Annotated in this window: 14 protein-coding genes; 6 read left to right on the plus strand and 8 right to left on the minus strand. The window is 67.7% G+C overall.

Features of this window, described 5'->3' with window-relative positions; genetic code table 11:
* Positions 1-330: 330 nt before the first annotated feature.
* Entirely contained in the window at positions 331-1,257 is a 927-nt protein-coding gene (locus IB259_RS02250) for a tRNA U-34 5-methylaminomethyl-2-thiouridine biosynthesis protein (protein WP_054456579.1), read from the plus strand.
* A gap of 16 nt (positions 1,258-1,273) precedes the next feature.
* Positions 1,274-2,092, plus strand: a complete 819-nt coding sequence (locus IB259_RS02255) for a tRNA U-34 5-methylaminomethyl-2-thiouridine biosynthesis protein (protein ID WP_175182094.1) — start codon at positions 1,274-1,276, stop codon at positions 2,090-2,092.
* Between the two features lie 46 nt (positions 2,093-2,138).
* On the opposite strand, the gene IB259_RS02260 is transcribed toward IB259_RS02255, so the two are convergent.
* From IB259_RS02260 to IB259_RS02295, 8 genes are read right to left on the minus strand one after another with little or no spacing between them, the layout of a single operon-like run.
* On the minus strand, positions 2,139-3,692 hold the full coding sequence (locus IB259_RS02260) for a fumarate hydratase (RefSeq protein WP_192328837.1): 1,554 nt from the start codon (positions 3,690-3,692) through the stop codon (positions 2,139-2,141).
* 38 nt (positions 3,693-3,730) lie between these two features.
* Positions 3,731-5,083: an MFS transporter gene (locus IB259_RS02265; RefSeq protein ID WP_175163930.1), complete on the minus strand. Its 1,353-nt coding sequence runs from the start codon at positions 5,081-5,083 to the stop codon at positions 3,731-3,733.
* 53 nt (positions 5,084-5,136) lie between these two features.
* Complete coding sequence (gene maiA, locus IB259_RS02270; RefSeq protein WP_119449485.1) at positions 5,137-5,805, minus strand: maleylacetoacetate isomerase; 669 nt, start codon at positions 5,803-5,805, stop codon at positions 5,137-5,139.
* Positions 5,806-5,817: 12 nt separating this feature from the next.
* Positions 5,818-6,852, minus strand: a complete 1,035-nt coding sequence (locus IB259_RS02275; RefSeq protein WP_192327327.1) for a fumarylacetoacetate hydrolase family protein — start codon at positions 6,850-6,852, stop codon at positions 5,818-5,820.
* A gap of 56 nt (positions 6,853-6,908) precedes the next feature.
* On the minus strand, positions 6,909-7,868 hold the full coding sequence (locus IB259_RS02280) for an MBL fold metallo-hydrolase (RefSeq protein ID WP_054456584.1): 960 nt from the start codon (positions 7,866-7,868) through the stop codon (positions 6,909-6,911).
* Positions 7,869-7,903: 35 nt separating this feature from the next.
* Positions 7,904-8,485, minus strand: coding sequence for a VOC family protein (locus IB259_RS02285; protein ID WP_192327329.1), 582 nt, complete (start codon positions 8,483-8,485; stop codon positions 7,904-7,906).
* Between the two features lie 17 nt (positions 8,486-8,502).
* Entirely contained in the window at positions 8,503-8,709 is a 207-nt protein-coding gene (locus IB259_RS02290; RefSeq protein ID WP_054456585.1) for a hypothetical protein, read from the minus strand.
* On the minus strand, positions 8,684-10,384 hold the full coding sequence (locus tag IB259_RS02295; RefSeq protein WP_192327332.1) for an FAD-dependent oxidoreductase: 1,701 nt from the start codon (positions 10,382-10,384) through the stop codon (positions 8,684-8,686). The genes IB259_RS02290 and IB259_RS02295 overlap by 26 nt, the downstream gene beginning before the upstream one ends.
* A 148-nt stretch (positions 10,385-10,532) precedes the next feature.
* Between IB259_RS02295 and IB259_RS02300 the strand changes: the two genes are divergently transcribed.
* The 4 genes from IB259_RS02300 (at position 10,533) to IB259_RS02315 (ending at position 12,446) form a co-directional block, all read left to right on the plus strand.
* Positions 10,533-11,342, plus strand: a complete 810-nt coding sequence (locus IB259_RS02300; RefSeq protein WP_192327335.1) for a helix-turn-helix transcriptional regulator — start codon at positions 10,533-10,535, stop codon at positions 11,340-11,342.
* 56 nt (positions 11,343-11,398) lie between these two features.
* Complete coding sequence (locus IB259_RS02305) at positions 11,399-11,623, plus strand: LysR substrate-binding domain-containing protein (RefSeq protein ID WP_225596764.1); 225 nt, start codon at positions 11,399-11,401, stop codon at positions 11,621-11,623.
* A 162-nt stretch (positions 11,624-11,785) separates the two neighbouring features.
* A complete protein-coding gene (locus IB259_RS02310) occupies positions 11,786-11,971 on the plus strand; it encodes a type II toxin-antitoxin system HicA family toxin (RefSeq protein WP_119449491.1) in 186 nt (61 codons plus the stop codon).
* A gap of 55 nt (positions 11,972-12,026) precedes the next feature.
* Positions 12,027-12,446 carry a type II toxin-antitoxin system HicB family antitoxin gene (locus tag IB259_RS02315; protein ID WP_054456849.1) on the plus strand — a complete coding sequence of 140 codons (420 nt, stop codon included), beginning with the start codon at positions 12,027-12,029 and terminating at the stop codon, positions 12,444-12,446.
* The last annotated feature ends 46 nt before the right edge of the window (positions 12,447-12,492 follow it).

The raw sequence follows: 12,492 nt of genomic DNA on the forward strand, positions 1-12,492 counted from the left end.
AAAATACCCAATTTCAGTGATATGCATGGGGCCAAAGATGGCGTGTAATGCCGCCCAAGGCTATATCGCGCCCGCCGGCGCCGCGAGAAACCGGCCATCTCCGCACGCGATGATGGAAACGGTTTTTTCGTAGGGTCTTTTCAAAGGAGCAGCTATCACTGCTCCTTTTTTTCGTGGCCGCTCGGGGAAACTCCCTATCTTCTGAGGACGCGCCGCCCGTTGACAGCGGCCTTGCACGAATCGATACTTGAATCAAGTACGTATACGTACAAAATGACAGGCGTCGCATCGGCCTAACGGGTTCCCACTGCTCTCGCAAAGGAGTAAGCAATGAAGGACGGCGAAATTCTTTCCGGATTCCTGGCTCCCCACCCGCCGCACCTGGTGTACGGCGAGAACCCGCCGCAGAACGAGCCGCGCTCGCGCGGCGGCTGGGAAAGCCTGCGCTGGGCCTACGACCACGTGCGAGAGAGCATCGAACGCCTGCAGCCCGACGTGCTGCTGGTGCATTCGCCGCACTGGATCACCCAGGTGGGCCACCATTTCCTGGGCGTGCCGCGCCTGGCGGGCCGCTCGGTCGATCCGATCTTTCCCGACCTGTTCCGCTACGACTTCGGCATGGACGTGGACGTGGAACTGGCCGAAGCCTGTTGCGAGGAAGGCAGCAAGCTGGGCCTGGTCACCAAGATGATGCGCAATCCGAAGTTCAGGGTGGACTACGGCACCATCACCACGCTGCACATGGTGCGGCCGCAATGGGACATCCCGGTGGTGGGGCTGTCGGCGAACAACACGCCGTACTACCTCGACACCCAGGAAGGGCAGAAGGAAATGGACCTGCTGGGCCGGGCCACGCGCGAAGCCATACGCAAGAGCGGGCGGCGGGCGGTCCTGCTGGCCAGCAATACGCTGTCGCACTGGCATTTCCACGAGCAGCCCGAGGTGCCCGAGGACATGTCCAAGGAGCATCCGGCGCGTTACGACGGCTATCTGTGGGACATCCGCATGATCGAACTGATGCGCAAGGGCAGGATGGGCGAGGTGTTCGAACTCCTGCCCCAGTTCATCGACGAAGCCTTCGCCGAAGTGAAATCCGGCGCGTTCACCTGGATGCACGCGGCCATGGGCTATCCGCAGCTGGCGGGCAAGTTCCATGGCTACGGCACCGTGATCGGCACGGGCAACGCGGTGATGGAATGGAATCTGCAGGAGGCCGGGCTGTCCCGCCTTGAAGCCCCCGCTGGCGTTACGGCCTAGCCGTTGGAGACATGCCATGACTCTCGTTTCCGCATTTCTCGTTCCCGGCAGCCCGCTGCCGCAGTTGCGCAGCGACGTGGCGCCCTGGGGGCGGCTGCATCAGGCGCTGCGCGCGGCCGGCGAGTCGCTCGCCGCTTCCCGGCCCGACGTGGTGCTGGTGTATTCGACGCAGTGGATGGCGGTGCTGGACCAGCTGTGGATCACCCGCGCGCGCAGCACCGGTGTGCACGTGGACGAGAACTGGCACGAGTACGGCGAGCTGCCCTTTGACATCGCCAGCGACACGGGCTTGGCAGAAGCCTGCGTGCAGGGCTGCCGCGACGCCGGCATCCATGCGCGCGGCGTGGACTACGACCAGTTTCCCATCGATACGGGCACCATCACGGTCAGCACGCTGATGGGCTTCGGCACCGACAAGCTGCCCGTGACGCTGGCGGCCAATAACCTGTATCACGACAACGCGCAGACGGAGCAGCTCAGCCGCATCGCCTTGCAGGCGGCCGCGGCCCAGGGCAAGCGGGCGGCGGTCATCGGCATAGGCGGCCTGTCCAACACCATGTTCCGCGAGCCTGTGGCGCCGGAATCCGACCGCTTGATCTCCCAGACCGACGACGACTGGAACCGCCGCATGCTGGCGCTGCTGGAAAGCGGCGACGCCGGAAAACTGCGTGAACTCATGCCCGAGTACGCCGGGCAGGCCAAGGCGGAGATGGGCTTCAAGCACATGTCCTGGCTGCTGGGCGCGTTGGGCGACCGGTTCCGTGGCGCCAATGTGCTGGAATATGCGCCTCTTTATGGCAGCGGCGGAGCCGTGGTGGAATTCAAGCTGGATTGAAGACGCGTACCGCGCGGCGCCTTCGAGGGGGCGCCAATCCCCGTGGTCAGGCAGCGCCCGCCAGCGCCACCGGTATCTCCCTGGCCCCCGCCGTGCGGCGCCATTGCGCCGGCCCCGACACATGCAGGTTGCCGCCCTCCGCGTCCACCGCCACGGTCACGGGCATGTCCTGGACTTCGAACTCGTGGATCGCTTCCATGCCCAGGTCCTCGAACGCGACCACCCGGGCGCTGCGGATGGCGCGGGAGACGAGATAGGCCGCGCCGCCCACGGCGATCAGGTAGGCCGCCCGGTGGCGTCGGATTGACTCGACCGCCTGCGGGCCGCGCTCGGCCTTGCCTATCATCGTCAGCAGTCCCGTGCGCTCCAGCATCATGTCGGTGTAGCCGTCCATACGCGTGGACGTGGTCGGGCCGGCAGGGCCGACGGCCTCGTCGCGCACGGCGTCCACCGGGCCCACGTAGTAGATGGCGCGGCCGCGGAAGTCGGCGGGCAGGGGCTCGCCGCGGGCCAGCATTTCGCGGATGCGCTGGTGCGCGGCATCGCGTCCGGTCAGCATGCGGCCGTTTAGCAGCAAGGTTTCGCCGGCGCGCCAGGACCCGACCTCCTCGCGGGTGAGGGTGTCCAGGTTCACGCGCCGACCGGCGCTGGATCCGCGCCCGGGTCCCAGGTCGGGCCAGAGATCCAGCGAGGGCGGGGCCAGGTGTGCGGGGCCGGATCCGTCCAGCACGAAGCTTGCATGGCGCGTGGCCGCGCAATTGGGGATCAGCGCGATGGGCTTGGCGGCCGCATGCGTGGGGTAGGTCTTGATCTTCACGTCCAGCACGGTGGTGAGGCCGCCCAGGCCCTGCGCGCCCACGCCCAGCGCGTTGACGCGCTCGTGCAGTTCCAGCCGCAGCGCGTCCTCGGGCTCCAGTATTTCGCCGCGCTGCGCCCGCGCCTGCAGTTCGTGCATGTCCAGCGACTGCATCAGGCTTTCCTTGGCCAGCAGCACCGCTTTCTCGGCGGTGCCGCCCACGCCTATGCCCAGCATGCCGGGCGGACACCAGCCCGCGCCCATGGCGGGTATCTGCGCCAGCACCCAGTCGACGACGCTGTCGGCCGGGTTCAGCATGGCCAGCCGCGCCTTGTTTTCCGAGCCGCCGCCCTTGGCCGCGACCGTGACGGCCACGCTTGCGCCCGGCACGATGCGTGTGTTGATAACGGCGGGCGTGTTGTCGCGGGTATTGCCGCGGCTGAACAGCGGGTCCGCCACCACCGAGGCCCGCAGCGGATTGTCCGGGTCCAGGTAGGCGCGCCGCACGCCGGCGTTGACGGCGTCCTCCAGGCTGCCGCCAAAGCCCTCCCAGCGCACGTCCATGCCGACTTCCAGGAAGACGTTGACGATGCCGGTGTCCTGGCAGATCGGCCGCTTACCGATGGCGGCCATGCGCGAGCTGGCCAGGATCTGAGCCATGGCGTCGCGCGCCGGCGCGCTGGCTTCGCGTTCATAGGCGCGGGCCAGGTGCGCGATGTAATCGGCCGGATGGTAATGGCTGATGTATTGCAGCGCGCTGGCGATGGATTCGATCAGGTCGTCCTGGCGGATGAAGGTGCTCATGGCGTGCGAGGGCAGGTGGCTTTGGCAGAGGATCAAGTTCAATCGGCGTGCAGCGTGACGCCGGGCCGGTCCTTGACCAGGCTCACGGCGACGAACGACACCACGGCCATGGCGATGACGTAGACGCCTACGTGCCAGGACTGTCCGGTGGCGGTGATGATGGACTGCGCGATCATCGCGGCGAAGGCGCCGCCCAGGATGGAGCCCAGCGCGTAGCCTGCCGACACGCCCGAGTAGCGCACGTCGGCCGGGAACATCTCGGCGTACAGCGCGGCCTGCGGGCCGTAGGTCAGGCCCAGCGGCACCGACAGCACGGCCAGGGCGAAGGCAAATTGCATGACGTCGCCGGAGTCGACGAAGGACCACATCGGTATGGCCCACAGCGCCAGCAGCACGTAGCCGAGCTGGAAGGTGCGCACGCGGCCGATGCGGTCGCCCAGCCAGCCGCCCAGCAGCGTGGTGCCCAGCCAGCAGGCCGCGGCCAGCGTGCAGATCATCAGCACCTGCTGTGGCGGCATGCGCAGCGCCCGGCTGCCGTAGCTGATGAAGAAGCCGACCAGCAGGTAACCCGCCGTGCTGTTGCCCACGAAGATCAGCGTGGTCAGCAGGATCTGGCGCGGATGTTTGCGCAACAGCGTGCCCAGCGGCGCCGAGGAATGGCTGCGGCGCGACTGCATCTCCAGGAACACCGGCGATTCCTCGACTGCGCGGCGGATGAAGACGCCGACAATGATGAGCGCGATGGACAGCAGGAAAGACACGCGCCAACCCCAGGCCATGAAGTTGTCGGGGCCGACCAGGGAGGTAATGCACCACAGCACGCCGGTGGCGACGATCATGCCCAGCGGTACGCCGATCTGGGGGAAGGCGCCGAACAGCGAACGCCGGTCGCGCGGCGCGTGCTCGACCGCCATGAGCGCCGCGCCGCCCCATTCGCCGCCGGCGGAGAACCCTTGCAGCACGCGCAGCGTCACCAGCATCACCGGCGCCCAGATGCCGATCTGCGCGTAGGTGGGCAGCACGCCGATCAGCGCGGTGGACACGCCCATCAGGATCAGCGTGGCCGCCAGCACCCGCTTGCGGCCGTAGCGGTCACCCAGATGGCCGCAGACGATGGCGCCCAGCGGCCGGAACAGGAAGGCCACGCCCACCGTCGCGAAGGACAGGATCAGCGACAGCTCGGGATTTTCCTTGGCGAAGGGCGCGAAGAACAGCGAACCCAGCACCAATCCCGCGGCCTGGACGTAGATGAAGTAGTCGTACCACTCGATGGCCGAGCCGACCAGGGTGGCGGCCAGTACCTTGCGGTCGTCGGCGCTGACCAGCGGGCCGGATGCGGACCGGCGGGCGGAAGCGACGGCGGCGCCGTCGGCGGGAATTTCTGTCTGCATGGTTGTCTCCGTGGGGGAATGCGGCGATTCAGCTTCTTATTGGGAGGCGTTGCCTAGGCCGCGGCGCTCTGCGGCGCGTCGGGCTGGTTTTCCGGACGGGCCGCTACGAACGCGGGCAGGCTGGCGCAGGCCTGGACGATGGCGCGGACCCGTTCGAAGGGCGTCAGGTCCGCGCCGTAGCGCAAGGCGTTGTAGACCTGCGGGATCAGATAGCACTCGACCAGCGTGGGCGCGGCGCCCAGCGCGTAGCCGCCGTCCTGCGCCACGGGCAGCGCCGCCTCGAAGGCCTGGAAGCCCTCGGCGCACCAGTGGCGGTACCAGTCCTGGATCTGTTCGTCATCCGCGCCGAACTGGGCGCGCAGGCGCTTGAGCGCGCGCAGGTTGTTGAGCGGATGCATTTCGCAGGCGACCAGTTGCGCCAGCGCGCGGGCCTGCGCGCGCAGCGCCGGATCGGCCGGCAGCAGCGGCGCGCCGGGATGCCGCTCGTCCAGGTACTCGATGATGGCCAGCGACTGCTGCAGGCGCAGGCCGTCGATTTCCAGCATGGGCACCAGGCCGAAGGGCGCGAGCGAGCGGTAGGCGGGCTGCTGGTGCTCGCCCTTGACCATGTGCCAGGTGACCTGCCGGTAAGGCAGGCCTTTCAAGGCCAGGGCGATGCGGACCCGGTAGGCCGCGGAACTGCGCCAGTAGCTGTGCAGGGTGAGGGCAGGCGTATCGGCCATGGCGGTCTCCGGTCAGGCAGCGGCGGGCTCAGAAGCGTCGGCCGATACGGTGCCAGGCAAGGGGCGCGTGCCGGGAATGCGCACCTGCTGGTCGATGTCGCCGAACAGGCTTGCGCCCGCGTCGTCGCGCATGCCGATGCACACACGGTCGCCATGCTTAAGGAAGGGCGTGCGCATTTCGCCGTCGCGCAACTTCTCCCGCACGCGCGCCTCGACCAGGCAACACACGCCGGCCGCGTCGCTGGCATTCGAAATGGTGCCGCTGCCCACCAGCGTGCCCGCGCCCAGGCGGCGCGTGCGGGCCGCGTGCGCGATCAGTTCGCCGAAGTGGAACTGCATTTCCTCGCCCGCCTGGGGCCGGCCGATCTGTTGGCCGTTGAGCCACACCTGCATGGCGCGGTGCAGCTTGCCGCCGCGCCAGTAGGGGGCGAGCTCATCAGGCGTGACGAGCACGGGCGACAGCGCCGAGGCGGGCTTGCCCTGCAGGAAGCCGAAGCCCTTGGACAGCTCTGGCAGCACCACGTTGCGCAGGGTCACGTCGTTGACCAGGCCCAGCAGCACGATGTGTTCGAGCGCCGTGTCGGCGTCCACGCCCAGCGGCACGTCGTCGGTCACCACCACGATCTCCGCTTCCAGGTCCACGCCCAGTTCCTCGCTGGCGGCGGTGATGTCTTCGCAGGGGCCCATGAAGTCATCCGACGCGCCCTGGTACATCAGCGGATCGGTCAGGAACGAAGGCGGCATCTCGCCGCCGCGGGCGCGGCGCGTCAGCTCCACGTGGTTCAGGTAGGCCGATGCGTCCAGCCATTGGTAGGCGCGCGGCAGGGGGGCGGCGCAGCGGGCGGGGTCGAAGGGGAGGCTGGCGCCGTCGCCGGCGTTCAACGATTCGTATTCGGCCTGCAGCAGCGGCGCGGCGCGGGCCCAGTCGTCCAGCGCCTGCTGCAAGGTGGCCGCGATGTGCGGCACGGCGCGCATGCAGGTCAGGTCGCGGTTGACGATGGCCAGGACGCCGTCGCGGGCGCCGTTGGTCAGGGTGGCGAGTTTCATCTTCAGGTACTCCGTATCGGATAGGCAGGCCCGCGCCGGGGCCTTGTCGTGCGGGATCAGGCGGTGAGTTCAGCCCACATGTCGCGGTCGCGCTGGGCGGTCCAGACGCGCGGATCGGCGATGCCGCTGGCCTCGTCATAGGCGCGCGAAACATCGAAGGGAATGGCGTGTTCGTAGATGACGACGTGGCCGAACTCGGGGTCCATGACGCGGCGCGTGTCCTCATAGACCTGCTTCAGGCTCTTGCCTTGCTCCACGCCCTGGCGCGCGCAGCCGTACAGCGTTTCGACCCAGCTGCGCGTGTAGCCGATGGCTTCGCGGCAGGCGGCGGGCGTGGTCAGCGCGGGGCCGCGGCCCGGCACCATCTGGCGCGGCTCCAGCGCCTGCAGGGCGTCCAGCGTGGCGGGCCAGTCGGACAAATAGGCATCGCCCGTGTACACGCCCGCGTTGAATTCCACCAGGTCGCCGGAAAAACAGATGCCCTGCGACGGAATCCAGACGATGGAGTCGCCCCGGGTGTGGCCGGCGCCCAGGTGCAGCATGCGCACTTCGAGGCTGCCCAGGAACACGGTCAGTTCGCGCTCGAACACCACGGTGGGCCAGGTCAGCCCGGGTATGGTCTCGGCGGACTGGAACAGCCGCGGGAAGCGGCCGATCTCCGAGTCCATGTCGGCCTGGCCGCGTTCGACGATGAGCTCATGCGTGCCGCGGCTGGCGTACACGTTGGCCGCGCCCTCGGCGGCGAAGGCCGACGCGCCCAGCACGCGCACGGCGTGGTAGTGCGTCAGCGCCACGTGGCGGATGGGCTTGTCCGTGACGCCGCGGATCGCGCGGATCAGCGCCTGCGCCATGGCCGGCGTCGCGGTCGCGTCGACCACCATCACGCTGTCGTCGCCGATGATCACGCCCGAGTTGGGGTCGCCGTCGGCAACGTAGGCGTAGGCGTTGTCGGACAGGCGTTCGAAGGAGATCTTCTTTTCCGCCAGGTCGGCCTGGGAGGCGAAGGGTTTGCTCATGGTGTTCCTTTAATGAATGGAAAGTGGGCGGCGGTTCAGCTGGCGTGGACTTGGCCGCGCTGCTGGCTGCTGGTGCCGGTGGCGCCGGGCATCAGCCCGGCGGCCTTGTCGCGGGTCCAGGCGGCCAGGTCGTCGTGGGCGCTGCGGCGCTTGCGGGCCACGTAGTCGTCCACGGGCAGGCGCAGGGTCAATTCGAGCCGGATGCCATTGGGGTCGAAGAAATAGATGGAGCGGATGAAGTGGTGGTCGGTCGGCCCCACCACGTCGACGCCGTGGGACAGCAGTCGCTGGCGCATCCCTTCCAACTCGGCCTCACCGCGGATTTCCATGGCGAAGTGGTTGACCCAGCGCGGCGTGGCGGGATCGGGCTGGCTGAGTCCGTTGTCGCCCAGATCGAAGAAGGCGATGTGGGAGCCATCGGCGAATTCGAAGAACAGGTGCACGAAGGGGCAGTGCTCGCCCGTGGAGGGCACGCGTTCTTCCTTGACCACGTGCACCAGCGGCAGGCCCAGGATGTCTTCGTAGAAATGCCGGGTTTCTTCCGCGTCGCGGCAACGCCAGGCGAAGTGATGCAGGCCCTGGATGGCGGGGCAGGCAGGGGGGGGTTGCAGCGTCATGGCGCCGTCTCCGTGGTTCATGGAATGTTCAAGGCGGGCGAACCGGGCTGGCTCGCCAGCATCTCGTCGACCGCCGCCTGCACACGGGCCGCGTCGTCCACGGCTTCGATGAGCAGAAGCGACAGCCGGGCCAGGCTGTCGCGCTGGGCCGCGGGGTCGGGCACGTTGGTCAGTGCAATGAGGCGCTCGAGCAGGTCGTCAAGCTGTTGCTGGGATAGCGGCATGGCTGGCGCCTCCGGTTGAGCGGTAGAGGCCGCGGGCCTCGGGCAGGGATTCGGGACAGGCGACGGGCGCATCCAGCGCCGCGCTGATCCAGGCCTGCACGGCCTGGGGATCGCGCGTCTCGGGCGTGGCGGCGGCCATGACGTGCTGGTCGGGGCGCAGCAGCCAGGCCTGGCCATCCAGCGTCTGGCCGAGCTGGTGCGCCAGAGCCGCGCGTCCACGCTCATCGCACAGCGGCCCGACGGCGGTCCAGCGCAGCAGGCCGTCGTCGTCCTCTACGCCGGCGGGCAGGGCATCGCCGAACACCAGCACGGTGAACCAGGGGCCAAGCAACCCGTGCAGGGTCAGCCCGTCGCTTTGCCGCAGCACCACGTTGGGTAGCGCGCGCCCGGCCAGGGCGTGCGGACCGCAAGCCAGCGCAGATTCGGGATAGATGGCCGGCATGCACAGGCGGCCGGTGTTGATCATGCGGGCGGCGACGGCGTGGCGCGGCGCCAGGTCGATGATGGCGTCGCGCCACAGCGCGGCCGAGCGGGCCGCGCCCGGGTAGACGAAGCGCGAGGAGCGGCGCGCCTGGCGGATGTTCTCCATCGCGGCGTGCTTGCGCTCCACGCTGTAGGTGTCCAGCAGGGAGTCGCCCGCGCGGCCTTGCAGCAGCAGGGCCAGCTTCCAGCCCAGGTTGTCGGCGTCCTGGATGCCGCCGTTGCCGCCGCGCGCGCCGAAGGGCGCGACCAGGTGGGCCGAGTCGCCTGCGAACAGCACGCGGTCGTGGCGCAGGCTGTCCAGGCATTCATGGCGGTAGGCCCAGACGCCGTGCCAGGCGATGTCGAATTCCACGCGTTCGCCCAGCAGGTCCCACACGCGCTGGCGCATCGCCGCGTCCGTTGCCGCCTCGGCCGGATCTTCGTCCGCGCGCAGTTGGAAATCCAGCCGCCAGGTGTCATCGGCCATCTTGTGGCGCCAGACCGCGCGGCCATGGTTGCTGCGCGCGTCCAGCCAGGTCCAGCGTTCCTCCGGCCAGGTGGTGTCGCGCAGCACGATGTCGATGATGATCCAGCGGTCTTCGGTCTGGTCGTAGACCCGCGGACTCAGGCCCAGCATGCCGCGCACCGCGCTCTTCGCGCCGTCGCAGGCGACGACCCATTGCGCGCGGCACAGATAGACGCCGTCGGGCGTCTCCACCTGCAGCGTCGCCGGGCCGTCCGCTTGCGGTTCGATGCCGGCGACGCGGTTCAACCAGCGCAGCTCGGCCAGCGGCTCGCGCATCAGCGCGTCCACCAGGAAGGCTTCCAGGTAGTACTGCTGCAGGTTGACGAAGCCGTTGTGGCGCATGTCGGGCTGGTCTTGCAGCGTGAATGAGGCCACCGCCATGTCGCGGCACAGCACGCGGCCCACGTTCCAGCGCACGCCCTTGCCGACCACGTCGCCGGCCATGCCGAGCCGGTCGAAGATGTCCAGCGTGCGCTGCGCCCAGACCATGCCGCGCGAGGCCAGGCCACGCACGCCGACGGTGTTGTCGTCGTCCAGCACGACCACGGGGATGCCGCGCCGCACCAGATCCAGCGCCAGCGTCAACCCGGTCAATCCGGCCCCCACGACCGCCACCGGATGCGGATCGCGGCGCGGGCGGTCCATTTCCTCGGGCCTGACGTATGGATAGATGGGAAGCTCTTTCATCGTTTTCCCTAGTTCGATGTGGTTTGTTGCAGGCCCCACTCTAGGAGCGCCGCGCGGGTCCGTCATGTCCTCACGGAAGAGGACATCGCGGCGGCGGGGGATGACCTTAGAATCGGGAAAACACGCGCAAGCGGGGGAAAACGACACCATGGAAGAGACAAACAACCCTATGCCCGCGGGCGGGGGGCCGGACCGTTGGGCCGAGTCCGCCGTCATGGACCTGGGCGGTCCGATGTTCCATGCCGCGCTGTTGCTGGCGTTGCGCGAAACCGTGGCCGCCGACCACGTGTCGCACGTGTTCTACGGCCACGAGGGCTCGGTGCAGTATTCGTCGGCCGCCAGCCTGCTCAACCAGTCCCTGATCGAATGGACCACGAATGTGTTCGTGGACAACGAGTTCTACCGGCGCGACCCCAATTACGGACTGCTGCGCGACATGGCGTGCCGGCCCGGCCACCATCCCGACCTGGTCGTCCAGACCGCGTCGCCCGAACGCATCGCGGATGACGAGTACCGCCGCGTGCTGTTCGAGCGCCCGGGCTTTGCCAGCAAGATTTCGCTCATCGGCTGCCGCGACGAGGGCATCAGCTACCTGAACCTGTATTTCTCGCACGCCCATTCGCCGGACGTAGCCGAACTGATGCGCGGGCGAGCGCCCCTGCTGATCGCGTTGGCGCGGCGTCATCACCAGTTGTGCCGCGCGGAAACGGACGCGCCGCGCGCGCCGTCCTGGTGCAGCGGACTGTCGCTGCGCGAGATCCAGGTGGCGGACTTGCTGCGCCAGGGCCATACGGCGAAGGAAGTGGGGCGCGAACTGGGCCTGTCGCCCACCACCGTGGTCACCTACAAGAACCGCATCTTCAAGAAGAACAACGTGGCCAGCCTGAAGGAGTTCCTGATCAAGGCGCCGGCCGCGTGCGCCGTGCCGGCCTGTATGCCGGAGGCGGGCGGGCGCTGAGCGTCGGGGCTGCTGCTGCCGGGTTTCGGCGCCGGCTCGCGGGCGTCGGGTAGCGCTTGCCCGCGGCCCAGGTCGACGCCGTCGCCGCCGGCTTCGGCATCGCGCAACTGGCGACCTGGCTCGCGGCCGACGCCTTGCGCGACGGCCGGGTGATCGAGGTGCTGCCGCAATTGGCCACCGAAGGCCTGCCGCTGTACCTGGCGTGGCCGCTGGGCAAGCAGTTACTGCCCAAGGTGGACGCGGTGGTGGAAATGCTGGGGGAGTCACTCAGCATCGTGTAGCGGGCGGCCGCAATATCGTTTGGTCTGAGAAAGTGACGGCCCTGCGCCGCGCTGTTCCTACGTCTTCTACGCTCATGGTGGGAGGAGGACGGCTCAAGTAAACAGTTCTGTTTATTTATTCAACATTTTTGTTTATGCTCAATCAGGCCGTGACCATCGGTCATGAAATACAGCGAATTCAAGAGATGGCTGGAACGACAAGGGGCAGTGTTTGTGCCGCATAAGTCAGGCAGCAGCCATTACCGGGTTACCTTGAACGGCGTGACCACTATCTTTCCACATCATGGGTCCAAGGAAATGGGCAAGCATCTGGAAAGCGAAATCAAGAAACAGCTCGGTTTGAAATGACGCCGTGCGTCACGTGGACAGCCTTGCCTGGCACATTCATCAAACGGAAGCCCAAATGCTGACCTATCCCTATACCCTGACTCGCGACTCCAACGATACGTGGCTAGTCCGGTTTCGCGATATTCCAGAAGCGCTAGCCGTAGGGCAGGACGTCGATGAGGCGGCAATCAACGCCGAAGAGGCGCTCGAAGCTGCGCTGGAGATCTACTTCGAGGCGCGTCGCCCCATTCCCATGCCCTCCAAACCTGCCAAGGGCCAGGCGTCAGTAACCTTGCCCGCCTTGGTCACCAGCAAGGTTTTTCTGTCGAACGAGATGATTCTTCAGGGGGTGCGCAAGGCCGAGTTGGCGAGGCGCATGGGGGTTCACATGCCGCAAGTGGACCGGTTGCTCAACGTGCGACACGCATCCCGGATCGAGCAAGTCGAATCCGCTCTCGGGCAGCTTGGGCGCCGCCTGGACGTGTCGATTGCCTGAGGCTGGCAAGCCTGCAAGTCCCGCATGTCAATGAAAATCGGCCCCG

The sequence above is a fragment of the Achromobacter sp. ACM04 genome, from assembly GCF_014851465.1.
Taxonomy (GTDB): Bacteria; Pseudomonadota; Gammaproteobacteria; order Burkholderiales; family Burkholderiaceae_B; genus Achromobacter; species Achromobacter aegrifaciens.